We start from the raw sequence: 26,133 nt of genomic DNA, 5'->3' as shown, positions 1-26,133 counted from the left end.
TGGTCAGAGCACCGTCGCCGATGTCGTCCTGGCGTGCGCGTTACTCCGCGCCAGGACGATGCCGCCCAGGACGGCGGCGACGAACGACCCGACCAGCACGCCGATCTTCACGTGCTCGTCGGCGACGGAGCTCGATCCGTAGGCGAGCTCGCCGACGAGCAGCGAGACGGTGAACCCGATGCCGGCGAGGAAGGCCATGCCGGTCAGATCGGGCCAGCGCAACGTCTCGTCCAACCGCAGCGCGGGTATGCGGCTCAGCAGGAACGTCGTCGCCAGGATTCCGAGAGGCTTGCCGGCCACGAGGCCGACGACGATCCCGATCGTGATCGGGTCGGTGAAGGCGGAGGTGAGTCCTTCCCACCCGCCGACGGTGACACCCGCGGCGAAGAACGCGAAGACCGGCACCGCGAACAGCGTGGCCACGATGCTCCACCGGTCGGCGAAGTGCGCGGCCATGCCGTCGTAGACCGGCCGACCGGCGTCGTCCGTGCCGACCCGCACCCGAGCGCGCTCGGTCGCCGTGACGGGCACGACGAAGCCGAGCAGCACTCCCGCGACGGTCGCGTGGACCCCGGAGGCGTGGATGCACACCCAGACCGCGATGGCGAGGGGGACCAGGATCCACCACGCCCGCACGCCCTTCGCCACCAGGGCGGCGAAGCCCGCCAGTGGAAGCAGCGCGAGGATCAACCACGGAAAGCTGATGGTGTCGGTGTAGAACGTCGCGATGATGGTGATCGCGATGAGGTCATCGATGATCGCGAGAGTCAGCAGGAACACGCGCAGGGCGGGCGGCAGGAACTTGCCGACCACCGCGATAACGGCCACGGCGAACGCGATGTCAGTGGCCGTGGGGATCGCCCAGCCGCGCAACGCATCCGTACCGCTGGCGACATTGATCAGGACGAAGATGAGCGCGGGAACCACCACGCCGCCCACCGCAGCCGCGATCGGCAGAGCGGCCCGACGCGGATCGCGCAGGCGTCCGGCGATGAACTCTTCTTTCAGCTCGAGACCGACCACGAAGAAGAAGATCGCCAACAGTCCGTCGGATGCCCACGCGCCGATGCTGAGTTCGAGATGCAGCTCCGGGATGCCGAACGTGAAGTCGCGCACGGACTCGTACCAGGAGGCGGCCGGGCTGTTCGCGAGGATCAGCGCCGCCAAAGTCGCCGCGAGCAGGAGCGACCCGCCGAAGACGTCGCTGCGGGCGTTGGAACGGATGCCGTTCCACAGCGCATGCGGGGCGAGGGAGAAACGGGCAGGGGAAGAATTCGGGGACACGGAAAAGACCTCACGCGAGAGAAGGGGGTGAATGGCGCAGAAGACCACCGCCCCGTTCGAGGCGTGGTCTAGTTCCGTGGCGGCGGGCAGCCGGCGATCTCGCCGTGCGAGAGGGTGCCCCACACACTGGTCCACCCGTTCGTGCCCGGGTGCAGGATGACACGCATCCATTCCTTCATCGGGGTCGCCGAGCGAAGACGGTGCGGGGCACGCGTCGAACCGGCGATCGAGAGGAGGGGCACGCCCCCAGCCTATCGGGAGCCGCTGAGAAACTCCGGGTCGCGGAGGGGAGCCGTGCCGGACGCAGAGGACCCCGTCCATCCGGGCGGGGTCCTCTGCGCTGATCGTACGAGGCGGCCGTTCCGCCACGTGATTCCGGGCGGGCCGCACCCTCGTCACCCCTTTCGCATGGGCACCTGCAGGTAGGACGCATGGTCGGCGCCGGTGTGGATCACGTGCGCGCCCTGGTTGACGGGGACGTACTCCTCGATGCCCGGCATCAGGGTTCCCAGCAGGTTGCGGGCGCTGACGATGAACCGGAGCTGATCGCCGGCGGCGAAGGCGAGCCCGAGCGGGAGCAGGTCGAGCTCGATCTCGACGATCTCGCCAGGAGACAGCTTCTCGACGCGATCGAAGGAGTGCGCCGGCACGTCGTCGGTCGTGAGCGTCTCGTCGAGGTGGCGTGCGGAGACGCGCAGTCGAGCGTCGGACCCCTTGTACTTGAGGATCGTCGCGCCGTGGTCGGTGAGGTCGTGAGCCATGGCGCTCTGGTTGGGCACGGTGAACTGCTGCAGAGGCGTGCCGTAGGCGTCGAGCTTCTGGATCAGGACGAACAGGTCCATGTCGTCGGCGTCACGGGCTTCCACGAACAGGTGCGCTTTCGGATACCCGACGAGTTCCGTGACGTCGTCGAAGCGGAGCAGGAACGACGCGGCGTTCGGGTTCTTGTCGACGTCGTACGCGACGGTCGAGGCATCGACCGGAGTCTCGGGCGTCAAGCGTCGGGTACGTGCGTCGAGATAGAGCTTCGTCGAGACCGCGTCGGTCGGAGGGAACTCATCCGCCGGCTCATTGACCCTGTCTCCTCCGGCGAGATCGAGCACGGCGTAGCGCACGCGCGGCGTCGACTCCCATCCGTTGTCGATGCCCTTCAGATAGTGGTCGAACAAGCGACGGAGGTCTTCGACGTTGTCCTCGTCGTAGTAGTCGGGCCATTCCTGGCCGTTGTGGATGCGCAGCCACTTCTGTTCAGAGGCGATGCGCCGCCAGGCGCGGAACGTGCCTGCTGTGTGCAGGGTGTTGGAGTAGCTCGCGACGATGTAGGCGGGCACGGTGATCCTGTCGAACTCGGGGACCTTCTCGGACCAGAGTGCGTCGAACAGGGGGTGCGCGTCGACTTCGGCGAGGATGTCCTCCTTGCGGTTCTTGCCGAAGAAACTGCCTTCCTGCAGCTGGCGAGCGAAACCGGTGTCGGGCATGCCGCCACGCAGGACGAGATCGCGGTAGACGTCGCTGACGCCTTCCCAGGGGTTGATGGCGGCGAGGTGCGGCGGCTGCTCGGCCGCGGCGAACCACTGCGAGACGGCGAGGTAGGAGGTACCGGTCATCCCGACTCTGCCGTTGCACCACTCCTGCTCGGCGAGCCATTCGATGAGGTCGTAGGCGTCACGTCCGTCCTGTCGGTCCCAGAGCACGCTGTCGCCCTCGGAGTCGACGACGCCACGGATGTCGGGGTTGCAGACGGCGTATCCCCGGGCGCACCAGTAGGCGGGGTCGGGGCCCTCGAACTTCTCGAGTCCGGAGACGATGGAGTCGGGGAGCCCGACGAGCCCGAAGACGCCCATGACGCTCATCGAGGTTCCCTGTGCCTTGCCGTACGGGCTCCACCCCAGGATCACCGGCACCGTCTCCGACCCGACCGGGCGGAGGACGTCGATGTAGATGGTGACGCCGTCGCGGAGCTGCACGGCTACGTCCTTCTCGAAGACGACGTCGACCGGGAGCGGGCGGAACTGCGGCGCGATCTGGTAACCGGCTTCGAGCACCCTGGTGCCGGGTGCGAACGCAGTGAGGAGTCCGGTTCGGCCGGTGGGGAGCGGGTGAGAAGGCGTGAAGATCTTCTGTTCGGTGGACATGGCGATTCCTTCATCTCGGAGAAGCGGCCCAGGATCTCGGGTCGCTGCGAGCGTACGTCCGATCCGAGTAAAACTCAACACGCGTTGAGAAACTGTCGGGGGAGGCGTACATTGAAGGGGTGAGCACAGAGGAGAAGCCGGTCAATACTCGACGTCCTGGGCGGCGACCAGGCCCGGGCAACACGCGCCTCGCCATCCTTGAGGCCGCCAGGGCGCGGTTCGCCGCCGACGGATTCGCCGCGACGACGATCCGTCGCGTTGCGGCAGACGCCGACGTCGATGCCTCTCAGGTGATGCAGTTCTTCCGTTCCAAGGACGAGTTGTTCGCCGCGGTGATGGCGGTGCCGGCATCCGCGCTCGACCGGTTCGACACAGCTTTCGAAGGCCCCGACGAGCACGTGGGGGAACGGGTCGTCCGCGCGTACCTGCAGGCCTGGGAAGGGCCGGAGGACGAATCCGAACCGCTCATGGCCATGCTCCGTGGCGCCATCGTGAATCAGCATGCCAACGACCAGCTTCGAGACTTCATCCAGTCCCGCCTCCGGGAAGGCACGCGAGCCAGTGGCGCCGCGGATGCCGTGCTGCGCACGGGGCTCGCGTCGGCCATGCTCGTCGGCATCGTCACCGCCCGTCGCATCATCGGCGTGCCCACCCTCGTGGATGCGGATGTCGACGATCTCGTCCGGGTGGTCGGCCCGGCTCTTCAAGAAGTGCTCGCACCCCGGCTTTCCTGAACCCTGCCGCGATCTGCGGCATACTCCGAACAGAGCGAGAGGACCCGGTATGACACAGCCCACAGGCGACGAGGTGAGTCGTCGCCGCGGCGGAGTCTTCCGACGTCGCACGGTCGGCACTTCGATTCCCGCTGAGGGGACGACACGGCGGACACGGTACGTCGACGACGGTCACCTGGTCCGGGCGCCCCGCGACACCACGGTGGACGGCGCTCAGGCGTTCACCGATGAGGACCAACACCGCACGGCCCTCCTGCTGTACCCGAGGCCGACGGCGGAGGACATCGCCGAACTGGCGAGCGCCTGGGACCTGCACCCGCTGCTGGTCGAGGATCTCCTGCATGCCGGGCAGCGTCCGAAGCTGGAACGCTACGGCGAGACGCTCTTCCTGGTCGTTCGGTCGGCCTGGTACATCGACGCGAAGGAAGACGTCGACTTCGCCGAGTTCCACATCCTCGTACGGCCGCAGGCTGTGGCGGTCCTCTGCCAGGACGGGCGGTGGATCGACGGTCTCGACGCCGATGACGCATCCGGCGCCGCCGATCGTGGAGACCGGACCCTGCTCGATGACGAGCAGCTGCTGCACCACGGCCCCGAAGCCATCGTCTATCGTCTCCTCGACGCTGTCGTCGACGGCTACACGCCGGTTCTTCGAGGTCTCGCCATAGACCGCGAGCAGATCGAACGCCAGGTGTTCAGCGGCGATGCGACCGTCACCGAACGCATCTACCGCCTGAGTCAGGAGGTCATCGACCTGCAGCAGGCGACGTCCGGTCTCGCCGAGGTGCTCGCGGCCCTCCGGAAAGGGTTCCGTCGCTTCGACATCCCCGAGGCGCTGCAGTCGTACCTCCAAGACGTCGCCGACCACCTGAGCCGTGCGGAGACGCAGGTCAGCGAGCTGCGCGAGTCCCTCTCACAGATCCTCACCGTCAACGCCACTCTCGTCGCACAGCGGCAGAACGAGGACATGAAGAAGATCTCGGGCTGGGCGGCGATCCTGTTCGCGCCCACTCTGATCGGAGCGATCTACGGCATGAACTTCGACAACATGCCTGAACTCCACTGGGCGTTCGGGTATCCGCTGGCCGTCGGTGGCATGGTTGCGTTCGCGCTCGTCCTGTACATCATCTTCAAGCGACAGAAATGGATGTGAAGCGCGCCGTCTGGGCCGCGATAGCCGCGAAAGCATGAGAAAAGCCGCCTGAACCCAGGCGGCTCTTCTCGTACGCGGAGGAACCTCTCGCGTACAAAATGTGTGGGTTGTACGCGGAAGGTGTTTTGCCGCGTGATTCCGGGGGAATTGGCCTGGCTCGCGGACGTCGATCCTCCACAAGCTCCGTCGTAATCCTCCAGCGCCGTAATGCTTGTGCGGCGACGACTCCCGAATCCGGTCCGGTCGATGCGCCTAGCGTGGTTGTTGCCGGAATGCTAAGGGAAGTGGGGTCCCGTATGCGTCACCCGATACTCCATCGTCGGCGACTTGAGGTCTTTCACCAGGCCCATCAAGTCCGGGTAGATTGTCGCCGTTGAGAGCCCTGCCGTCTCCTCCAGGTAGTAGCGAAGCATCGGCTTGAAGCTCGGGGGGATGTGGATGGTGACGAACGGCACGAAGCGGCGAAGGTCCTTGGGGATTGCGGCGTGCTGTGACGGGCGTCGGTCGTAGGGGACCGGCACGCCGAGGAATGACGTGGCGTTGGCGATCTCTGTGGTGTTCCACTGCTCACCGAAGTACTCGGAGTACAGGTCCGCAACAGGCGTCGTGACGATGCTGGATGCCCCGATGAGGAACCCCGCGCGCTGCGCCCGCATGCGGTCGTTCCCGGCCGCCGGCGGGAACCACGGCCACATCGAGGTGCCTGTTCCCCAGTCGAGCTTTCGGCGGAGGTCTTCCGAATCCCATTCGTGCCAGAACGGCGTTGCATCTTCCGTCGGGAAGTCAGGGGCTGACTTCTTGAGGGCCCATACGACGACGCGTGCGGCCTTCGACTCGAGCTTTGGGCCGGGCTCGACAGCAAACCAGCTGGCGACGTTCGGGTCGACGCTGACGTCCAGCAGACGCGTCGGCGCACCGTTGTGCTGCAGAAGCGACAGGAAGCTCATCGCAGGTGTCGTCGGAATGCCCCACTGGGATGCGACGGCGAATGCACGTTGCTCGTAATCGACGAGGTGCTCCTCGGATCCATCGCTGCCCTCCATCTCGACGAGATGACGGTGCAGGGAACTCTGCACGGGCCATGCGGCATTCTGTTGTCCACGCCAGACGAGGCGCCGGCCACTGTAGTTGCTCTGTATCGTCGCGATGACATGCAGGAACTGGTCGATGCTGCGCACGGTCACCGCGTGCTTGCCGAAGAACGCTCGAGGGCTGTTCTCTTTCCGCGCCGCGGGTCCTGCGGGCTTCTCCCCGCCGTCCAATTCTGGTGGCGGGTAGAGCTTCTCATCGGACGATGCGTTGGCTGCGGCCCGGGCGGAGAAATCCAGTAGTGATGCCCACTGTCCGCCGGGTGCGATGCTCCTGCGCAGCACCTCATCCATGCGCTCGCGTACTTCGGCGAGTGCCGGGGAGCTCGCAATGATTCGGTCGCCCATCTCGTCAAGCTGTTCCCGAAGTGGATGGCGTTGAAGGATGCCGTGCATGAGGTCATCCATGGCCGGAGAGATCTTGCGGAGGATCTCAGCCGAGTCGCCCGAGTACGTCTGGGAAGCTGCTCGCTCCGCGAAGCGGCGGATCTGCTGTTCCGTCTCAGGCGGCAGGACGATGTCGTCGGAGTCCTCTGGATCTGGCACGTTCGTCATGCTACTAGTGCCTGCGGCTACTGGCGGATCTCGCCCTCAATCCAATTCCAGGAACGGAACGCCAGCCTCTTCGAGCTCGTTGTACAGATCGTGGACCTTCCGGCGAGAGACTCCATAGGTCGTATGGGTGAAGACGATGCGTTCCGCAGCGCGGGAGACACCCACGAAGAAGGTCATCGTGGATTCGATGGAGTTGTTGGCGTGCGACCACCACTGGTTGTCGTCGAGACCGACGATGAAGACCGTGTGATACTCGAGACCTTTGCTGCGATGGATGGTCATGAGGGGCACCGCGTCGTCCTGACGGAAAGCGCCCGCCACCTCGTTCCAGGCCGACGTCTCCTCCAGCACTGAGGCCAAACGAATCCCGATGGCGGTGAGCTTGGTGGTCACCTCGTCACGGTTCTCCGCGAACCGCCGCGAGCCGCTGAGTTCCTCCATACTGATAAAGCTCGTCACTCGTTCGAGAACGGCTGCCGCGAGTTCCATCGCGCCGGTAGTCGCAGGAAGCAGCTCGTTCGTCTCTCGGAACCACGTTCGCAGGTCGGTGAGGAACACGCTCAACCGGTCCTCCCACGAGTCCCGTCGATGCCGCGTCTGCTCGGGCAGCGCTTCCAGTGTGGAGGTCACGTTCATCCAGGCGTCGGGTTCACCACCGATGGACGCTCCGAGCCGGATCACGTCGATGAGGAGGGCCGTGAGCTCGTCGCTGAGAAGGTCTTGCAGCCGAATCTCGCCAACGAGGAGGTCATCGTTGCGGACACGAAGGTCGTGTTCTTCGAACGCCGTCCGGAATCGCGGCTCCATCAAGGCGACCTGCTGGCGGGCGAGGATCGCGTAGTCGGATGCCGTCCGACCCGAGTCGTTCATGTCCTCCCGAATCCATTCACCGATCTTCGAGGCCTCGGTGTCCTCGTCTGTGAATGACCAGACCTGCGCGGGAGCGTCCCCCGTCTCGCTCAGTACGTGAGAGGTCTGCTTACTCGCCGTCGGGCTCAGGATCCTCGCGAACCGGTGCTGTAGCTCAACGAGCTCGGGCGAGGAGCGGTAGTTGGCTGTCAGGACGAAAGTTTCGGCAGCGAAGTCGACCTCGAACTCCGCGAACGCGTCGTCAAGCGCACCCGCCCAGCCCATGATGCGTTGGTTTCGGTCGCCAACGGCGGTGACCTGAGTGCCGGAATTTGCGAAGACCTCTTTGAGAAACGAGTATTGCGCGAAGGTGGTGTCCTGAAACTCGTCCACGAACACGAACGGGTATGTCGCGGCCAGTGCCGTTCGCAGCTGCGGGCTCGAGCGGATGATGAGGTCGGCGAGCCGGTTCAGCATCACGAAGTCCACGGTCGCACGTGCGCGTCCGATGTAGTTCTGCGTCCACCATGCGTGCACGGCGTAGGCTTCCGCCGTCTGCGGGGACAGCAGATCGTCATCGAGAGAAGTTGCGCCGACGTGCCTGGCCAGGAAGTCGAATGCGGGAATGCTTCGGATGTCGTCTACGAGGTGCGGCGGCGCGGAGCCGGCGATGTCGTCGAGGAAGGCCTCGACCTCCTTCTTGTTGGAGTAGCTGATCTTGTATTCGTCGAGCGTCCACGGCGCCGGCAGTAGTGCGGAGAACCGGTCGACAATCATCTTCGTGAATGCGTCGAACGTCATCGAGGTGAACCGGGGTGCGTAGTCCGGCAACCGCTTCTGCACGCGGTCTCGAAGGTTCGACGCCGCAGACTTCTTGAAAGAGATCGCGAGGATCTCCTGCGGGTATGGGCAACGGCCGGTCTGGAACAGAAATCCTGCGCGTTGTGCAAGGAACTCCGATTTGCCCGAGCCTGGCCCCGCCGCGACGGACGCAGAACTTGCCTTCAGAGCCTCCCATGCCGCTTCTTCGAGATCGTCGATGCCTTCGCCGAGGGGTTCCCAGTCGTCCTCGCTCACCAACATCAGTCGCCGACCGCCTTGCCGATGCGGTCAAGCAGCTTCCCGAGGCCTCCGCCAAGTCCCGCGAGGTCAACTTCGGAGACTCGAGCGAGCGCTCGAAGGTGGCTGCTGGGCTTGGAGTTGGTCAGGAACAGGTACCGATACCAGCGAAGGTCGGGGATGCGCGCCGGGTCATCCCACAACGCGACGTCGGGGCGCACGTCCGCAGCGCCGAGGACAGCAGACTTCGGAATCGTCTTTGACATCGGTCCGCGCCCTCCGGGGACCTTGACGCGGTAGGCCTTCGGGAACGCTATAAGCAGGCGCATGTCCAGGTCGAGGGGAGCAGAAAAATAGACCCCGTACCTTCGGAGATGCGTGAGCCACGGTGCGATCTTCTGGATGGTGTCGAGACCCTTGAGGTCAGCAACTGACGTTGCCCCTCCGGGTGCTTCATCGAACGGGTCGTAGCCGATCTTCTCCAGCTCGTTGCACACGTCCTTCAGGCGATCTCCGCCACCGCCTGCCCGACCGAAGTCGAGGTCCAGGAGAGTCGCGTAAGGGATGCCAAGGCCGTCGAGGAGCTGCCAGAAGTAGTTGGTGTGACGCCCGCCCAGTGGGACGACGGCGACGAATGACTGGTCGATGTGGATGCCGCGGGCTGCGGCGAGGATGGGGAGAACGACGGACTCGGATTCTCCCTCGCCGAGGACCACGAATCGCGCGAAGTACAGCTCAGGGTAGGAACGTACCGCCTGACGCAGATACTTGCCCGCGTCGGTGTTTGGTGCGGGGAGGGGGACTTCCTGCACCTTTGTCGTCAGCTTCTTTCGACGCAGGCGGAAGTGGCGGATTTGCTCGGGTTCGATCCGGGACACGACGCTCGCCGAATGGCTCGAGATGATGGTCTGGGACCTGCCGCGCTCCGCGACATTCAGCAGCTGCTGAACGACGCGGGACAGGAAGAAGGGAGAGAGGTTGTTCTCCGGCTCTTCGAGGATGAGCAGCGTGAGTACCGGTAGCGACGACGGTGTGAGGTCGAACGTGTCCGGATGCTTGCCGCCCACGATCTCCTGTTCAATGTCCAAAGTCGCCGCGGTCAGAGCGATATGCAGGAGCGAGCGTTGTCCGTCGCTGAGTTCCCCGGCCGAGCGGGTACGCCCGGTGGGGGACGGTTCGAACAGCATCTCCGCGTTGGAGACCATCACTCGCAGTTCACGGTTGATGGGTTCGAAAGTGGGGTTTGTATCCGACTTCAGATGGTGCAGTTGCTGCCACCTGGTCGTGATGGCTTCTGTGACGGATTTCACCACCAGCTCGTCTTTGAACTTCGTGGAGAGCTCATCGGCCGCAGTGGTGAGGTGGCTCCGGAACGTGTCGGACCACTGGCTGGCCCTCCAGAGCCTGCCGCGGAGGAAGCCCGTCACCTCCCGCGCGCCATCTCGGGTCGCGGGGACGTAGATGGCCTGAATCTTCTCGCGTGCTGCTTCATCGAAGCGAGCAGTACGGCCTTCTACATCATCGTCGAATGTGTAGACGATCTTCCGCTCGGTGCGAATCGTGCCGGATGCGGGGCCTTCATCTGTCCACGTTGACTCCAACACGATGCGCAGCTTCAGTTGCCCGTTGTCGTCGGCGGTCATGTGTCGGAAGAACTCCGGTACCGTCTGCGCAGCATCCGAGTCGGGGTCGTCCAGCTCGGGGAACGCGAAGATCGCCTCGATGCGCATCTCGCGTGAAGCCGGTGCTTCCTCCTCATCGGCGGGAACGTGAAAGTCGGAGAACCGGATGGCGCGCTGCTCGGCAACAACACTGAAAAGGCGCAGCAACGCTTGGCTGGCAGCCGTTTTACCGGTCGCGTTGCCGCCGAGGAATGCCGTGAGTTTCTCGTCGAACGAGATAGATGTTGGTGTCGGCCCGAAGCTCTGAAAGTTGAGCAGCGTCAGTCGTTCAAGGAACATTGCCGGGTCCTTCTCGTTCAGTGCCGCTCTTACCCAAAATGCCAATATGCGACGGCGTCGTCGACACCTACCGTAGCTGTCAACGCTCGCGAACAAGGCCAAGCGAGGGTGGGTGAGGACCCTGGATGGCGAGTCCAATCGCCCTACCTTCTGCGCGGAGGGCCTCTCAGCCTAGGGTGAGCAATCCAGCTGTCGGAGAGCGATGGGAGTACGGGGCGCCGTCGAAGGCGTCGAGAATACATGCACCACGAACGTGCTGGTGATTCGCGCGGAGGCCTCCTAGTCAACATCTCTATAGATCATCTGGCAGAAACTGCCGCAGTCGCTCTTGGCGCCCGTCATAGGATTCAGCTGTGCCATCTACGTTCTTCCTGCGAACCGACACTCGCTACTTCGCTGCTGCTCTCGCGGAAAACACGACGCACTCTGGAATCGACACTTTCGAGATGTCTCTTCGCCTCGCCACGGTCGGCAACAAAGGGGAACGGGCGAACCAGATCGTCGCTTTCATGTTCAGTGAGTCAGACACTGATGCTCTCGTGATTTCGATGCTGAATTACCTCTACGTAGAAAACCCGTACGCAGATACGACCCTGAGGAGCGAGTCCTATCTGAACCTCAAGCAGTACGTTCTTGACCGCCGCGGGGTCAAGATGACGGACAACGGCTTCGCTCTCCCAGACGGTCGAGATGCTGATGCCCTCGAGCGAGTGGAACGTGAGCCCGCTGCGCGGCCGGACTCCGTGGACTCGACGAGCGATATGTCATGGCCGTCCGCAACATCGTCACCTCCCGAGCTAGCGCGTCCAGTGATGCGGGACTCGACGAAGGTCTTCGTGGTCCACGGTCGCGACCTACGGCCAGTGGCAGTGGTGAGGCAGTTCCTCCAACATCTTGGGCTACACATGCTGACCTGGTCGGAAGCTGTGGCACTCACGGGGCAGACTCAGCCTCACACTTACGACATTGTGCGGGCGGGGATGGACGGCGCCGCCGCTATCGTTGTGATTTTCTCCCCTGATGACCTCGCCCGAGTGAAGGATGACTACTCCGATGTGGGCGACGCAGATCGCGTTCCGACCGGACAGCCGAGACAGAACGTGCTTCTTGAAGCTGGGCTCGCGTTCGGGATTGGTCGCGAGCGAACCATCTTCGTCAAGAGTGCGTCGACAAGGGTCATTTCGGATATTGACGGGTTCAACTGGGTGAAGCTCAACGGTGCTTACGAGAGCCGACTCGACCTCAAGGGGCGTCTCACGCGCGCGGGCGCAGCAGTCCGAACTGGGGAGTACGACCTCGCCGATCCAATTGCTGGCCCATTCGCCGTCGCGGGCGGGGGAGCTTAGGAAAGGGTCGGGCGCCTCCGCCAGCGTGCTCGCAGTCGCGGTCTGCGTAGCTTGCCCAACTCCGCGTTCATCGAACCCTCACGGACCACATGAGAAAGCCGCGACCATCTCCAATCCGCTTCCGGGAAGTTGCTCGGTCGAGTGTGTGCTGACGGGTCAATGGAGGATTGCGCGGGAGCAGTCACGCTGACCAGTAGCATCCCAACATGGGGTTTGACACATACTTCGACGTCGCCGACCGCACGCTGATCGACTACCGAAAACAGGTCGGTGACCTTCCCCGGTTCGTGTTCGACTCGTCCGACGTGGTCATCGAAGGTGGTAGCAACGCGGAACCTCCCGAGAGCGTCGAGCTCGTGACCTCCGTCGGGCGTGCGCTGACGGTGCTTGACGAACAGGGCTTGGGATGGAACGCTTGCGTCGCCGCTTACAGAGCGGTTCGAGATGGCGGGGTCGCCGAAAGTCTTCTCATCGGCATGTACATAGGTGAATCTCTGTCGGCTAAGAGCAAGAAGACGTTCAAGAAGGTTAAGCGTGAGGCAGAACAGCGCGTCGAGGACGAAGCTAAGGCAAGCGCGCACGAAGATCTGACTGCGCTTGGACAGCTCTTAGCGGCATCCTGGTTGGATGATTCAGTCACCAAGCCCTTATTTCTGAACCAGTTCCAGTTTGGCGGCATGCCCGAACAATCTACCGGGCACATCTCTCAAGTGATCTTCGCGGCCCAAAAGGCCGGGCTTGATCCTCTGCCGCCAGCGAGGGCCATCGAGACTCTGGGAAGCCTGTTCCGCGAAGCTCGGCTCGTGGCCTGGCCGATCCTCATGACCGTTTTTCTGACTCATCTGCCCGACGATGCTCCTGTCAGCTATTCGCTTAGCGGTGGCATGGATGAGTTCGACATCGTCGACAGGGCGTCCGCGCAGATCTTTGTGGACAACTGGTGGTCGGGTACGGGTGAGGCCGTGGCTGACTACGCACGCAACCTCGGAGTCCTGTTCGGTGTACTGGCCGACTACGAAGGACGCCTGGGTCCTCAGTACTGGTTCGGTCAGGGCATTGCGGCCCTCGACCACCTCGAGGCTCTGAACGCTGATAGATCGGCGAGCACGAACAAGCAGCGAGGCGATGCGCTCGAGCGCCTTGTAGAAGCGTTGTTCAACGCGGAGGGGCCAGACCTACTCGTGGCGGAGAAGAACTTCCGCACCGAGGAAGAAGAGATAGACCTAGTTTTGCGGAGCAACCTGCCTGACCCGTTCTGGCTAGCGCAGAAGAGTCCGTACTGGTTTGTTGAGTGCAAGAACTGGTCCAGCCCGGTCGGTGTCGAAGAGCTTCGCGTGTTTGAGTCAAAGATCGACGACCGTCGGTCGACTGTTCGGGTTGGGGTCTTCGTGTCTACCCAAGGGTTCTACGGAACCGCAGTCGACCGTCTGAAGACTGCTCAGACCAAAGACATCGGCCTCATCTACGCCATCACTCTCGAGGACATTCGTGGGTTGCTCGACCGACGCCAGAGTCTCTCGGACTGGTTGCTGAATGAGGGGGCCATGCGCGTTTTCGGTAAGGGCCTGAAGCCTGAAAAGGACTGACTGCGAGGATCAGCTGGCGCGAGAAGAGTAGGTAGTCAGTCAGCAGTGGCTGGCGATAGACGGGTTGGTCAGCGCTTGCTGTGGATACGTGCGACACGAGCAGCGAGGGTCTCGGTGGCATGCCGGTACGTCATCATCGAGGCGAGGAGTGCGTTTGTCGTGTGTGCGAGGTTCATAGATGCGACGACATAGAGGGTGCCGTCCTCGTTGTCGACGGTGTCGCCGTGCTTGCTCGTGCTCATCATGCGCAGGGGGGAGGGATGGGTGAGGCCGGAAATGAGTCGCCAGACGGCGGAGGCATACTTGCCGTTCAGGTCCGGGTGGTCGGTCGCTTGCTCGACAATGAGACTGTGCCCGGGCGCGCCGCCGACGTAGTCGTCGACGCTGATGCCTTCAGTTTCGGCGATCTTCGCCATCTGGTGCAGGTGGCGCTTCCGGCGAGCAACTCCGCCGCGGATCGCGGCTTGCGAGGCTGACCTTCCTTGGGGCGTGCTCAGGTCAGCGAGCTTCGCCGCGGCCTTGATGAGGGTCAGTCGTAGTCGATGTCGGTTGTGCGGAGCTGGAGGAGCCGGATGATGCGGTCGCGTTGAATGTCGGGTCGGAGCAGCCATAACGCCGTGGAGGCGGACTCGAGAGCGGCACGCAGTAGAGGGAAGTGCGCGGTGACGCGGTGCTCGAGCTGTGCTCCGTCTGGAAGGAGCAGCTGCTTGGTGGCGGCCAGGTTGTCGGTGGCCATCGACATGCACGACGCGACGAAGTGGCTCAGGTGGAGCCAGCTCGTGCGTCGGTCGTCGTCACCGAGCTCCGAGGTGGGCTTCGCTCGAAGTTGAGCGATGGTCGCGTAGCGCGCAAGGATCGAGTCGATTTGACGCAGCCGGTCGGTTAAGACGCGCGACGCATCGAGTTCGTCGGGCTCAGTGACCGGAACGCGGATTAGGCCTCGCTCAGGCCACGGGGGATGCGCCATGGCTCGACCATATCGGCGCAACGCCTCCGAGCATCGAACGGCGTCAGCAGCCTCAGTTGCGTGTCGAGAGGATGGAGAAGGCGTATATCCGGTAATCGCGCGGTGGATGCAGCTGACGTTCGCCAAGGAGCTACGCCTTGCCGCCATCGACTCCGTAGCGCGTGGCGCTACTGGCTCACCGCGCGAGGGGCGTCACGCCCGCCAGGAATCTGGAGGGCGATCTCAGGCCGCCGCGTCGTGCAAGGTCGTCAGGCCTCGGATGGGGGTTCCGCCTGCCGGTGCAAGTAGTCCAGGAAGGACTCTTGAGTAGTCCGTTCGGTTGCAGGCGGGGCCGACCGACGTTGCAACCGGATCGAGCCGTCAGCACGCGCCTCCTCGATAGCCCTGTCCAGCTCGCGGTCAGCATAGCGTTCAAGCCGACGTGCGGCTGCCATCTGATTGTCAAGCTGCGCGACCAGCTCTTCCAGCTCGGGTGACGGGCCTTCGTGCATTATCCGCGAGTGAACTTGCTTGATCTCTTCGTTCAGCGCCGAGATCATCTGGCTCACCTTGGCGAGAACGCTCGTTGCCTGAGCTATTGTCTCGTTGCCAGGGGATACTGTGCCCGCCGACACACTCTCGAGCTGCGGGTGTCTCGCCCGCCACACCCATTCAGCCGCCGTAAGAGTTGCGTCACGGGCCTCTCGCGCCTTCTCGCTCTTGGCGGACTCGCGCGCGATGGACTCCAGCTCGGTAACGGACTCAGTGCTGATGTCAGTGACTTGGGTCGTTGCGAAGTCCAGAAATCGGTCAGTAGTCATGAAATGAACGCGCTGCCCGGATGCTGCGTAGTACTCCTCGATGAGCTCGGGGCGCCCACCGTGACGCTCAGAGTCGACGATGTACCACCAGTCTTCTTTCTGGTCGTTCGTGACGAAGATCGCAGACCTCTTCACTTTGCCAACGTGCGAAAGAGCCTGTTTCCACAGGACGAGATCCCCATACTTCCCCGGTTCGCCCTTGTTGGCGTCCTTGTAGCCCGGTGGGATCTGCTTCTCGTAACGGGCTTCGCCCTCCTTATGGACTGTCGCGAGCTCGTCGTCAGTGAATGCCGGGCCGACTCGGCCGTCGTACAGGTCGGTGATTTGAGCGAAAATCTTCTCATTCGTGTTGCGCGCCACCATGCTCGCGCGGTGCTCTTCGCGTGCCGTGTGCAGTTTCCCGATGACTGCCTTGACGGCGGTTTCGAACTCCGCCTGCAGTGGGCTGATATCCAGGGAGGGGTGTCGCTTGTAGGTGTTGAACGCGTTGTCGACCTGGCCGCGGGCCTTGTCTAGCGCCTTCTCGATCTCTCCGAACGCTGAACCCTGTTCGTTGATGATCTCAATTCGGCGCCGATGGAACTCCATTCCCACCTGGTGAGGGAGCCAAAGGTCGCCTGCCTTCGCGGTGAGCACTTTCAAGAAGTCTTCGCGAGCCCGCTGGGAATAGCGAAACAGGTTGAGTAACGCGTTGGTGTCCAAGATGAGCAGCCCATCCGCCCACAGCTCAGCCATCTCGGTGGTCGTTGGTGGGTAGTAAGCCCGGAAAGCATCTCGCACGACATCAACATAGCGGGTGGCGTGGAGACAACATCAAGCTCATGGAGATATGACGGTCCCGCTCGCTGGGAGGAATCGAGCGCCGCCTCAGCGGACCACGAGAGGTCGACCTCTGCGCTACGTTGAGCGAGTGACTAGCGAAACTGTGCAACCGGGCTGGCATTCAGATCCATCCGGACGGTTTGAGCAAAGATACTGGGACGGCGCCAATTGGACGGAACACGTCTTCAACGCCGGTATTCAGTCTGTCGCTCCGGTAGTCCTGAGCCGTGCCGAGGCTCGCGCACTTGCGGCACAGACCGCGGTCGCCTCGCGCGTGGATCCGAGCGCGGCTACAGGCCGAGCTGTGGTCGCACCCATCCCTTCGAGCCCGAGCACCCAGAACGCGTTGGTCCTTGAGAACATTCCGCTGGTCGGCGCACGCAAGCACGCCGAGAAGCTGCGCTCCGAGGTCGCGCGACTTCAAGGACTCGTCGATCAGTACGGGCTCCAGGACGTGGCCGCCCTCGATGACCTGAAGCGTCACTTGAACCGGGAAGTCGATGGCGTGCGGGGGCAGGTAGCTGCCGCTGCGGCGGAGCTGTCGTCTCGTCAGGCCGACATCGCGGCGACGGAGGCTTCACTCCTTGACCTGCGCGGTGCCGTCGAGGTGCAGGAACTTGGGCTCTACGACTACGAGCATCCCGCCGAGGACTCTGTCGCCCTGGCCACCCAGCTTGAAGCGCTGCGTGCAGACATCAAGACGGCTGTCCGCACTGGTGGTGCGACGCAGGCGACGAGCAACTTCACGTTCAACAACAGCTCGGCCAAGGGCGCGAAGTTCGTTCGCGATATGTCGAAGCTCATGCTTCGCTCCTACAACGCCGAGGCCGAGAACTGCGTCAAGGCGGTCCGTGCCGGCAACCTGGCCACGGCTCAGAAGCGCCTCACGACCGCGATGGAGCAGATCGCTCGTCTCGGCACCATGATCGACCTGCGCATCACGTTGTACTTCCATCAGCTCCGACTGCGTGAGCTTGAACTCGCCAACCGACACCTCCGTGCTGTTCAGGAGGAGAAAGAAGCCGAGCGGGCTCATCGCGAAGAGCTCCGTGAGCAGCGCAAGGCGGAGAAGGAGCTGGCCGCCGAGAAGGCCAGGTTGGAGAAGGAGCGCGGTCACTACGCCAACACCATCGCTGCGCTCGAAGCCAACGGCGACCACGAAGGCGCCGAGCGCATGCGAGCGCGTCTAGCCGATGTCGAACACGCCATCGAGAACGTCGACTACCGCGCCGCGAACATCCGCGCCGGGTACGTGTACGTCATCAGCAACGTCGGATCCTTCGGACCCGACGTCGTGAAGATCGGCCTGACCCGCCGACTCGAGCCCATGGACCGCGTCAACGAGCTCGGCGACGCGTCCGTGCCGTTCCGCTTCGACGTTCACGCCCTGTTCTTCGCCGACGACGCCGTCAGCATCGAAGCGATGCTCCACCAGCATTTCGCCGACCGACGCATCAACCAGATCAACCTGCGCCGCGAGTACTTCCGCACCACCCCGACCGAGGTACGTGAGGTGCTGAAGGCACACTCCGTGGAACTCCTCGACTTCAAGCTCGAGCCTGCGGCCGAGGAATACCTGGCAACGCGCGCCCTGCAGGGCAACTAGAGGCGTATCCATCGACGACTCCCCGCGGTGTCCTCAGACGGTCAGGGCGACTGGGGCCCAGCACTCTCCTCGTTGCGCACGTGGTTGGGAAGTCGCGCGAATCCAGAGTGCTCGGGAAGGCCTGTGATTCCCCATGGCTGGGCGAGGACCGTCGTGTTGCCTGCGCGTTCGATATGTGTCGGAGAATAGATGACCCAGGGGAGCCCGTCTGCAGGACGGATGGTGAGCGTCTTCCCTTCCGCAGTCTGGTCGATGAAGGCTTGTCGGAGAGATTCGGCGTCGTCGACCAGTGCGTGGTGCGTGTAGTAGGCCAAACCGTCGATCTCGAGGACTTCACCGAAGAACTCGATGCCGAATCCGCTCTGCCGAATGACCGCGGCACGGTCCCCGGCGAGTAGACCTTCGATCCCTGGGTCGGAGGTACCATCGAGGATCCCGCCGAAGGTGCCGTTGTGTGGGTGTGCGGTTGCCCTGCCTTCGACGAGCATGCGCATGATTCGCGCCCAGATCAGATCGGTGCTGTCGATGTTCGAGGGCAGTCGCAGGTCTACTTCGAAGTAGTCCTCCAGCGCGCACACGTCGTCGATGAAGGTCGTGAGGTTGCCATCCGGGGAGGTCGCTTCCGGGCCGTCGAAGTTCAAGAGAATCGGAAGCATGCCGTCGAAAGTGAGAGCGATGATGGGTGCTTGATGGGTCTTGTCGATGAAGCGCAGCGCTCGCCGTATCTCCCGCGCTCGGAACCCGACGAAGTCGGTGCTGAATGTGATGGCGCCACTTTCGCTTCGGTCGAGAGGGAGGGTCCATCGTTGTGTGATCCCGCCCTCGAGGTCGGCATCGAAGGTGTAGCCACCGTAGCCGTGGGCGAGCGCGGTGGTCTTCCCTCGCACCGCGGCGAGCACCTGACCCGACTCGTCCCGTGCCTCGACGCGAATGGATCGCGGCTCGTGCGTTTCGTCCGCGGGTCCGAAGTGAACTTCGACCTCGTCGAGGACTTCGCTAAACCAATCCGGACCGGTTTTCTCGAAGGACCTGATGACATGGGTGGGAAGCACGACGGTGTCGATAGTGCCGAACTTCATGGCCGACTCCCACCGGGCCTTGAGAGGACTGTCATCTGGGGTGAACTGCAGAGTGAAGTTCGCGCCTAGCGGTTCACGGTCGAGGGCGTCTGGGCGCTTGGGGAAGTATGTTTCGAGGTAGGAGCCGTCAGGCTCCATCGCGAATGAGGTGCCCCAATATTCGCTGCGGCCATGGAGTCGGTCCGACATTCTGGTCACTTCAGATCGGAGGTCGCCGGGGCGGGCGAGGGCAGATGGATTACCACAAGACGTTCCTCGGCTACCAGGACAGCTATGCCGGCGCAATCATGGTCGACGGCAACTGGTACTGCGCCTCCATGCCACAGATGCTCATCGACGCGAGCAAGCGCTACCGCGAGGGCGAGGACGCCGACGACAAGAACCGCTCACTGACGAAGTCTCAGCGCGCAGCACGTGCTCAGTCTCGTCTGGAGCAATGGCAGAGCGACGTCGAGGCACGCGCGCCCTATCTCTTCAGCCGCAAGGAGCTGCCGGACGCTAAGGGCCGCACACCCTGGATGTGCCCCGCCGCCGGCAACTCACCCACTGCTGCCTGCCCACGTAAGCCCACCAACCTGGCATCCGGTAAGGTTCCGCTGACCATCATCAGACGACCGGTCGAAGGACCCGCGAAGGTCTGCGATAACAAGACGAGCACGACCTTCCCCGCAGAAGCGGGAGGCAAGTTCGCCCAGGAGTACCAATACGGCTCAAAGGAGTGGCGCGAGATGTACGGCCACGGGCGCAACAGCGTGGAGTCCTTCAACGCCTACCTCAAAGACGGCGGCACTCACGCGCTCGAGGACGGCTCCCGTCGGCGCCTGCGCGGCTCAGTGGCACAGTACTTCCTGGCCACGATGACCGTCGTCGCGGCGAACCTCGACAAGATCATCGACTTCGCTGCCCAGAAGACCGAGGACGGCGACGACTACGAAGCCGGCATCGAGGCGCCGCGCGCGAAGCAGCGCAAGCCGCGTCGGACCACGGCCTTGCAGCGCGTCACACACAACCGCGGCCGAGCGCGACGAAACCCCGTCCGCACGTAACTCGCCGCAGGTCAGAATCACTCACGTCACCGGCTCGAAGGTCGGCGCCAGCATGCCCAGAAGTGGCTGCGGCGCCGGCCTTCGAGTTGTTTCTGCGCCGACGCCGGTCTTCGCGGACGGCGAACCGCCAGCGAGAAGTGCTTCCAACGAGAAAAGCCGCCTGAAACCAGGCGGCTTTTCTCGTACTCGGGGGTTACGCGTACGTATTCACATACCATCCGCGTACAACCCTGTGTGCCCCCGACAGGAGTCGAACCTGCGACCTACGGTACCGGAAACCGGCGCTCTATCCACTGAGCTACGGAGGCGTACCGGTCGACAATATCACTCGTCGGGGGTGGTCTCCGACCCACCGGCCACCGTGACCGGCGCGGCGCGCAGTTCGTCCAGCGCTGCGGCGAGCTTCTCGGCCAGATATCGGTGGCCGTCGGTGGAGGGATGCTTGCGCCCCACCTCCACGTCGATCACGTCGAGGTAGTTCTGCGGGGTGATCCATTCCTGGGCGATGGGGGAGATGTACCACCAGCCACGCGCGGCGGCGAGTTCGGAGAGATCGGTGTCGATGCGTGCGGTCGCGGCCCCGACCGGGAGCTCGTGCGGTGCCGGACCGAGCACCACGATCGTAGCGTCGGGATACGTGGCGGCCATCGCGTCCCACGCGGCGTTCACGGCCTCGCGGTAGCCGGTCACGCCCTGCGCGCGATCGTTGATGGACCCCTGGATGATGACGAGATCCGGTGAGAGGGATGCGTCGAGAGCGGCGATCCGCTCGCCGAAGGTGGGACCGTCGATCCCGGGCTTCAGATAGCCGCTGCCGCGGACGCCGTTCACGACGGTTTCGCCGCCGAGGAGGTCCGCCAGGAGGTAGGCGTAGCCGAGGGTCGGGACGGTAGCCGCCGATCCGTAGGTCCAGGAGTCGCCGAACACCAGTACGGTGGGATGCTCCGGCAGGACGAGCGGCGCCGGCGCGATGGTGGCCGAGGCTCCGGACACCGCATCGGCGGGGGCGCTGATCGGCGTCGTGGAGGGCGCGGGGATCCATGGCCGCCACACGCCGAGGACCACTGCCGCGACGGCGAGGAGTAGGCCGGCGGCGATACCGGCAGCGCCCACTCGGCGACGGGTGGCGGGCGGCTTCATGGCATGAGAGTAGATCACCGGAGGCCGAACGCAAATTCGTCGCGCCCCACGCCGTCGGCCGCGGCGGTCCGGGCCCGTAAACTGAGGATGCTATGAATCCCGAAACCCTCGCCGCAGCCCTCCTCGCCGTCCTCGCACCGATCGCCGAGGAACGACGTCCCGGCGAGCCGCTGGAGCTCTCCGCTTCCGACATCGTGCTCGAGCGTCCCCGCAACCGCGACCACGGCGACTGGTCCTCGAACATCGCCATGCGCCTGGCCAAGCCGTTCGGCACGAACCCTCGCGAGCTCGCGCAGCAGATCGTCGACGGTCTCGCCGATGTCGACGGCATCGCCAGCGCCGAGGTCGCCGGCCCAGGGTTCATCAACATCCGTCTCGACGCAGCCGCTGCGGGCGCGCTGGCGAAGGTCATCGTCGAGGCCGGCGCCGCCTACGGCACGAACACGTCGCAGGTGGGAGTGAGCGTGAACGTCGAGTTCGTCTCCGCGAACCCGACCGGTCCGCTGCACATCGCCCACACGCGCTGGGCGGCTCTCGGCGACTCGATCGTGCGTCTGCTCCTCGCGAGCGGCGCGAACGCGGTCCGCGAGTACTACATCAACGACGCCGGTGCGCAGATGGAGCGGTTCGCCGTCTCGGTGCTCGCGGCGGCGAAGGGCGAGCCCACCCCCGAGGGCGGTTACCCCGGCGCGTACATCACGACGCTGGCAGAGCGCGTGCTCGAAGCGCGCCCCGACCTGCTGCAGCTGCCGGACGCGGAGCAGTCGGCGGTCGCGATGGAACTCGCCTACGAATTCCAGCTCGCCGAGATCAAGAGCTCGCTGGACCGCTTCAACGTGCCGTTCGACGTCTGGTTCTCGGAACGCACCCTGCACGCGAAGGACGCCTCGGGCACGAGCCTGATCGATCAGGCCGTCGACCGTCTGCGCGAGCAGGGCCACGTGTTCGACGACGAGGGCGCGGTGTGGGTGCGCACGACAGACTTCGGCGACGACAAGGATCGCGTCATCCGCCGCTCGAACGGCGAATACACGTACTTCGCGGCCGACGCGGCCTACTACCTGAACAAGGGCGACCGCGGCTTCCAGAACAAGATCTACCTGCTCGGCGCCGACCACCACGGCTACGTGCACCGCCTCAAGGCGGTCGCCGGCGCGGCGGGAGAGGACCCCGAGAAGAACGTCGAGGTGCTGATCGGCCAGATGGTGTCGATCAACGGCGCCCGTCTCAGCAAGCGCGCGGGAAACATCATCGAGATGGACGATCTGCTCGACTGGCTCGGCACCGATGCGCTGCGCTACTCGCTGGAGCGTTCACCCGCCGACTCCCCGCTCGATCTCGACCCCGAGCTGCTGCAGAAGCGGACGAACGACAACCCGGTCCACTACGTGCAGTACGCGCATGCGCGCACGCACAGCATGCATCGAAACTCCATCGACTCGGGGGTGGACCTCTCGGAGTTCGCTCCGGAGACGCTCACGCACGAGACCGAGGCGGCGCTGCTCGGTGCGCTGCAGGAGTTCCCGCGCATCGTGGCGTTCGCCGCCGAGGTGCGCGAACCGCACCGTGTCGCCCGGTACCTCGAGGAGCTCGCCGGTCTGTACCACCGTTGGTACGACAACTGCCGCGTGATCCCGCTGAGCGATGACCCGATCGAGGCCGTGCACCGCACCCGGCTGTGGCTCAACGATGCCACCGGGCAGGTGCTGCGCAACGGTCTCGACCTCCTCGGCGTCTCCGCTCCAGAGCGCATGTAGTGCGCCCGGGCGTTCTTTCCGGTACGGCAGGATGGCAGGCATGAGCGACGACAACCACACCCTGCCGTACCCGGACGCCGCAGCGGAGCATCCGACGCTCGTCATCCCGGGCTCCGCTCCTGATCAGGAGACAGTTGCTGCGTCGCGCACGCGGCCACGTTGGCCGTGGGTGCTGCTGATCGTCGTCGTGGTCCTCGCGCTGCTCGTGGTCGCAGCGGAGTTCATCGCGCGGGCCGTGCTTCCCGGGGTCGTGCGGTCGATCGTCGTGGAACAGCTCGATCTTCCCGCCGACCAGCAGCTCGACGTCGAGACCCAGGGGCTCCTGCTGCCGCAGTTGATCGGCGGCACGCTCGACACTCTGCGCCTGTCGACGGATTCGGTCACGCTCGAGGGGATCACCGGCGCTGCCGATGTGACCGCGACGGACGTCCCGCTGCGCGGTGGCGACCTCGGCGGTGCCTCGGGGACCATCCGCATCGACCAGGACCAGTTCACGGCGCTGCTCGCCGGTACCGACCTGCCCGTCGACTCCGTGGAGTTCGCCGCCCCGAACGCCACGGTGAGCGGGTCGATCAGCGTGCTCGGGGCCGCGGTTCCGCTGTCGCTGACGCTCACGCCCGGGACGGTCGACGGCGACCTCGAGCTGACACCGGTCGCCGCGAGCATCGGCGGCCTCGACATCGATCTCGACCGGGTCGCGTCGACTCTCGGCTCCCTCGGCGAAGGCCTGACCCAGCCGCAACGGGTGTGCATCGCCGATCAGTTGCCCGCGGGCCTCACCCTCACCGGACTCGAGGTGGTCGACGGAGCGGCCGTGATCGATATCGATGTGAACGGGGCGATCGTCACCGACGCGACGCTGCAGGACAAGGGCGTCTGCCCGAGCTGACCCCGAGGGGAGCCGCGGGCAGTTGGTGGTCGCCGCGACGGCTATGCCGGGTGCGGCTGGTCACCGAGCGTCGCCTCGATGTGCCGGGCGAGCCACGCCGGGCGCTGCAGCGGGATACCGTGTCCGCAGCCGTCGACGACTCGCAGGTCGCTGTGGGGGAGCGCGGCATGCAGGGCAACCGCCGAACGCTTTATGAGGGACCGCTCTTTCCCTCCGACGAGGATCGACGCTGCGCCGGGATACGACCGCCACGTGGCCGGCGGGGTGAAGCGGAGGTTCTGCTCGACGGAGCGCAGGAGGCTTTCTCGCGAGATGCCGGCCGACGTGCCCACGTAGTCGTCCAGGAGTTCGTTCGGGATGAACAGCTGCCGGGCCTGCATCCGGGCGAACCATCGCCTCTTCGCGAGGCCGGCCGTCGCGCCGAGGAGAGCGAGTGTGGGACGACTCGCCCGCATCGGCGTGGCCTGCGCGCTGATGACGACGACGTTCCGCACGTGCTCGGGGCACTGCGCGGCGAACTGCACGGTCAGCTGGGCTCCGAGCGAAAACCCGACGACGGTGGCCGGGCTCCCCTCGTCCACCAGAAGGCGGGCCAGGGCGGCGGTCGTGGCCGTGTGCGAGACGTACGTCTCGTCCGCGCTGCGTCCGTGGCCGGGAAGGTCGGGGACGATGACGCGCAGGCTCTCACCGAGGTGGGCACGCAGCGGTTCCCACATCCATCCGGCGACACCGCCGCCGTGCAGAAGCAGCACGCGGTGTCCATCGCGTGCTCCGAAGGTCTCCACGTGCATGGTCAGGTCCTCTCGAAGGTCTCGGCCATGCGGCCGATCGTGTCGATCGCGCGTTCGAGCTGCGTGGGTTCGAACGGCCCGAGCAGTCGCGCCGCGGAGAGCAGCCCGATCGATGCGCTCGAGAGCGCGAGGGCGAGGGCCTCGACATCCACGTCCGCCACGATCTCGCCCTGGCTCTGCAGACCCCGCAGCCACTCGACGACGCGCCGCTGTCGATCGCGATATCGGCCGTCGGTGATCTCCGCCACATGTGCACCGAGGATGCCGCGGTCATCGAGGAAAGCCGCCGTCATCAGTGCGTCGGCGCTCAGCGCGCGTGCGGAGGCGCGATACGCGGAACTCAGACGGGGCCGGGCACCCAGCTCACGGCTGACGCGGTCGTTCATTCGCGCCGTCCCGCGCTGCAGGAGCGCATCGAGGATCTCCCGCTTGCCGGTGAACTCGAGATACACCGCGCCCTTCCCGATCCCGGCACGGTCGGCGATCGCCGCCACGCTCATACCGTCGAAGCCCTGCGCGAGAACGAGTTCCTCCGCGGCGTCGAGGATGCGCTCGCGACGGTCAGGGACGCGGGGTCTGGGCATCGCCGCTCCTTCCGAGGTGGTCGAGCATCGCCGGGATCACGAGGTCGGGGCGGTCGCGCTGTACCCAGTGCCCGGCACCGGGCACCGTCACCAGCGATCCTTCGGGCAGCAGCTCGGCGGCGACTCGGATTCGGGCGAGGGGGACTCCCGAGTCACGATCGCCGTGTAGGAGGAGCGTCGGCGTCGTGATCGCTGGAAGCTGCGCGGTGTACACGGTGCGCAGTCGATTCCACAGCACCTGGTCGCGCTGCCACTCGCCGAAGGTCTCCAGGCCTGTACCGGTGGCGGCCTCGGCGAGCACCGCCTCCACGAGTTCAGGCGTGCGCGCCTTCGGGTTGCGTACGAGGTCCCGGAGTCCTCGCTCCATCGCAGAGGTGTTGCGCGCGTAGGAGCGAGTCATCGCGGCGAGCAGTCCCGAACGCAGAAGCACGAAGGTGCCGAACTGGGTGATCCGGCCGGAGATGCCGTCAGCGAGGCGCGGCATCAGGCCGTAGCACCCGAGCAGCACGGCGGTGCGGGCGCGCCCCGGCTGATCCAGGAGATGTCCGACCGTCATTCCGCCGCCGAGGGAGAGGCCGGCGACCGCATAGTCGTCGAGACCGATGCCGTCGACGAGTTCTCCCACGTGTCGGACCAGTCGCTCCTGAGTGAGGGGCCAGCCCGCGCGGGCGCTGCGGCCGAAGCCCGGATGGTCGGGCGCGATCACGCGGTGTCCGGCCTCGGCGAGAGCAGGCCCGACCGCGCTCCACGAGAGCTCGGCGCTATCGGCACCGCCGCCGTGCAGGAGCAGGACGGGGAGGTTCGACTCGGATGCCGGTCGCCACTCCACAGCGGAGACTGTGGCGTGGGGGAGGCTGATGCTCGTGCGTCGGGGATCCATGGCACCCTCTCGTTGTGACCAA

At 64.8% G+C, this 26,133-nt stretch carries 22 protein-coding genes and 1 tRNA gene; 8 read left to right on the top strand and 15 right to left on the bottom strand.

The features are described 5' to 3' along the window. Positions 1-3 precede the first annotated feature (3 nt). From nhaA to ACIQLD_RS04330, 3 genes are all read right to left on the bottom strand, one after another. Positions 4-1,284, bottom strand: a complete 1,281-nt coding sequence (gene nhaA / locus ACIQLD_RS04340; RefSeq protein WP_402605446.1) for a Na+/H+ antiporter NhaA — start codon at positions 1,282-1,284, stop codon at positions 4-6. 68 nt (positions 1,285-1,352) lie between these two features. Further along, positions 1,353-1,526, bottom strand: coding sequence for a hypothetical protein (locus ACIQLD_RS04335; RefSeq protein ID WP_402605444.1), 174 nt, complete (start codon positions 1,524-1,526; stop codon positions 1,353-1,355). A 153-nt stretch (positions 1,527-1,679) separates the two neighbouring features. After that, positions 1,680-3,419 (bottom strand): CocE/NonD family hydrolase, encoded by a 1,740-nt coding sequence (locus ACIQLD_RS04330; protein ID WP_402605442.1) that lies wholly within the window; start codon positions 3,417-3,419, stop codon positions 1,680-1,682. Between the two features lie 119 nt (positions 3,420-3,538). Here ACIQLD_RS04330 and ACIQLD_RS04325 point away from each other — a divergent pair, with 119 nt between their 5' ends. Next, positions 3,539-4,153 carry a TetR family transcriptional regulator gene (locus ACIQLD_RS04325; RefSeq protein WP_402605440.1) on the top strand — a complete coding sequence of 205 codons (615 nt, stop codon included), beginning with the start codon at positions 3,539-3,541 and terminating at the stop codon, positions 4,151-4,153. A 49-nt stretch (positions 4,154-4,202) separates the two neighbouring features. Beyond that, positions 4,203-5,306, top strand: a complete 1,104-nt coding sequence (locus ACIQLD_RS04320; RefSeq protein WP_402605437.1) for a magnesium and cobalt transport protein CorA — start codon at positions 4,203-4,205, stop codon at positions 5,304-5,306. A 275-nt stretch (positions 5,307-5,581) separates the two neighbouring features. Here ACIQLD_RS04320 and ACIQLD_RS04315 read toward each other — a convergent pair whose 3' ends face one another. The 3 genes from ACIQLD_RS04315 to ACIQLD_RS04305 all read right to left on the bottom strand — a co-directional run bounded on the left by ACIQLD_RS04315 (position 5,582) and on the right by ACIQLD_RS04305 (position 10,818). Further along, on the bottom strand, positions 5,582-6,802 hold the full coding sequence (locus ACIQLD_RS04315; RefSeq protein WP_402605434.1) for an FRG domain-containing protein: 1,221 nt from the start codon (positions 6,800-6,802) through the stop codon (positions 5,582-5,584). Positions 6,803-6,985: 183 nt separating this feature from the next. Continuing rightward, positions 6,986-8,875 carry a UvrD-helicase domain-containing protein gene (locus ACIQLD_RS04310; RefSeq protein ID WP_402605432.1) on the bottom strand — a complete coding sequence of 630 codons (1,890 nt, stop codon included), beginning with the start codon at positions 8,873-8,875 and terminating at the stop codon, positions 6,986-6,988. A 5-nt stretch (positions 8,876-8,880) separates the two neighbouring features. After that, a complete protein-coding gene (locus tag ACIQLD_RS04305; protein ID WP_402605429.1) occupies positions 8,881-10,818 on the bottom strand; it encodes an ATP-dependent nuclease in 1,938 nt (645 codons plus the stop codon). Positions 10,819-11,264: 446 nt separating this feature from the next. Here ACIQLD_RS04305 and ACIQLD_RS04300 point away from each other — a divergent pair, with 446 nt between their 5' ends. Further along, positions 11,265-12,164 (top strand): TIR domain-containing protein, encoded by a 900-nt coding sequence (locus tag ACIQLD_RS04300; protein WP_402605427.1) that lies wholly within the window; start codon positions 11,265-11,267, stop codon positions 12,162-12,164. Between the two features lie 206 nt (positions 12,165-12,370). Beyond that, the gene (locus ACIQLD_RS04295) at positions 12,371-13,750 is read left to right on the top strand and encodes a restriction endonuclease (RefSeq protein WP_402605424.1); all 1,380 of its coding nucleotides are present in this window, start codon (positions 12,371-12,373) and stop codon (positions 13,748-13,750) included. 68 nt (positions 13,751-13,818) lie between these two features. Here ACIQLD_RS04295 and ACIQLD_RS04290 read toward each other — a convergent pair whose 3' ends face one another. From ACIQLD_RS04290 to ACIQLD_RS04280, 3 genes are all read right to left on the bottom strand, one after another. Then, entirely contained in the window at positions 13,819-14,166 is a 348-nt protein-coding gene (locus ACIQLD_RS04290; RefSeq protein ID WP_402605422.1) for a hypothetical protein, read from the bottom strand. A gap of 113 nt (positions 14,167-14,279) precedes the next feature. Then, the gene (locus tag ACIQLD_RS04285; protein WP_402605419.1) at positions 14,280-14,717 is read right to left on the bottom strand and encodes a hypothetical protein; all 438 of its coding nucleotides are present in this window, start codon (positions 14,715-14,717) and stop codon (positions 14,280-14,282) included. A 248-nt stretch (positions 14,718-14,965) separates the two neighbouring features. Next, positions 14,966-16,252, bottom strand: a complete 1,287-nt coding sequence (locus ACIQLD_RS04280; RefSeq protein ID WP_402605417.1) for a PIN-like domain-containing protein — start codon at positions 16,250-16,252, stop codon at positions 14,966-14,968. Positions 16,253-16,346: 94 nt separating this feature from the next. Here ACIQLD_RS04280 and ACIQLD_RS04275 point away from each other — a divergent pair, with 94 nt between their 5' ends. Further along, complete coding sequence (locus ACIQLD_RS04275) at positions 16,347-17,945, top strand: DUF4041 domain-containing protein (protein WP_402605415.1); 1,599 nt, start codon at positions 16,347-16,349, stop codon at positions 17,943-17,945. Positions 17,946-17,986: 41 nt separating this feature from the next. On the opposite strand, the gene ACIQLD_RS04270 is transcribed toward ACIQLD_RS04275, so the two are convergent. Then, positions 17,987-19,309, bottom strand: coding sequence for a hypothetical protein (locus ACIQLD_RS04270; RefSeq protein ID WP_402605412.1), 1,323 nt, complete (start codon positions 19,307-19,309; stop codon positions 17,987-17,989). On the opposite strand from ACIQLD_RS04270, the gene ACIQLD_RS04265 reads away from it, so the two are divergent. After that, on the top strand, positions 19,258-20,070 hold the full coding sequence (locus ACIQLD_RS04265; RefSeq protein WP_402605410.1) for a hypothetical protein: 813 nt from the start codon (positions 19,258-19,260) through the stop codon (positions 20,068-20,070). The genes ACIQLD_RS04270 and ACIQLD_RS04265 overlap by 52 nt on opposite strands. A gap of 235 nt (positions 20,071-20,305) precedes the next feature. Here ACIQLD_RS04265 and ACIQLD_RS04260 read toward each other — a convergent pair. Both ACIQLD_RS04260 and ACIQLD_RS04255 read right to left on the bottom strand, forming a co-directional pair. Continuing rightward, positions 20,306-20,378 (bottom strand) — tRNA-Arg (locus ACIQLD_RS04260). Positions 20,379-20,394: 16 nt separating this feature from the next. After that, positions 20,395-21,210, bottom strand: a complete 816-nt coding sequence (locus ACIQLD_RS04255) for an SGNH/GDSL hydrolase family protein (RefSeq protein WP_402605407.1) — start codon at positions 21,208-21,210, stop codon at positions 20,395-20,397. A 92-nt stretch (positions 21,211-21,302) separates the two neighbouring features. On the opposite strand from ACIQLD_RS04255, the gene argS reads away from it, so the two are divergent. After that, on the top strand, positions 21,303-22,967 hold the full coding sequence (gene argS, locus ACIQLD_RS04250) for an arginine--tRNA ligase (protein WP_402605404.1): 1,665 nt from the start codon (positions 21,303-21,305) through the stop codon (positions 22,965-22,967). A gap of 40 nt (positions 22,968-23,007) precedes the next feature. After that, positions 23,008-23,856, top strand: coding sequence for a DUF2993 domain-containing protein (locus ACIQLD_RS04245; protein ID WP_402605402.1), 849 nt, complete (start codon positions 23,008-23,010; stop codon positions 23,854-23,856). A gap of 41 nt (positions 23,857-23,897) precedes the next feature. On the opposite strand, the gene ACIQLD_RS04240 is transcribed toward ACIQLD_RS04245, so the two are convergent. From ACIQLD_RS04240 to ACIQLD_RS04230, 3 genes are read right to left on the bottom strand one after another with little or no spacing between them, the layout of a single operon-like run. Then, entirely contained in the window at positions 23,898-24,647 is a 750-nt protein-coding gene (locus tag ACIQLD_RS04240) for an alpha/beta fold hydrolase (RefSeq protein WP_402605399.1), read from the bottom strand. A 2-nt stretch (positions 24,648-24,649) separates the two neighbouring features. After that, a complete protein-coding gene (locus ACIQLD_RS04235) occupies positions 24,650-25,231 on the bottom strand; it encodes a TetR/AcrR family transcriptional regulator (protein WP_402605397.1) in 582 nt (193 codons plus the stop codon). Then, positions 25,209-26,111, bottom strand: a complete 903-nt coding sequence (locus tag ACIQLD_RS04230; protein ID WP_402605394.1) for an alpha/beta fold hydrolase — start codon at positions 26,109-26,111, stop codon at positions 25,209-25,211. Before ACIQLD_RS04230 ends, ACIQLD_RS04235 begins: the two co-directional genes overlap by 23 nt. Positions 26,112-26,133 lie beyond the last annotated feature (22 nt).

It is taken from the genome of Microbacterium sp. NPDC091662, from assembly GCF_044756705.1.
Taxonomy (GTDB): Bacteria; Actinomycetota; Actinomycetes; order Actinomycetales; family Microbacteriaceae; genus Microbacterium.
This window is presented reverse-complemented; position numbering and strand designations above follow the sequence as displayed.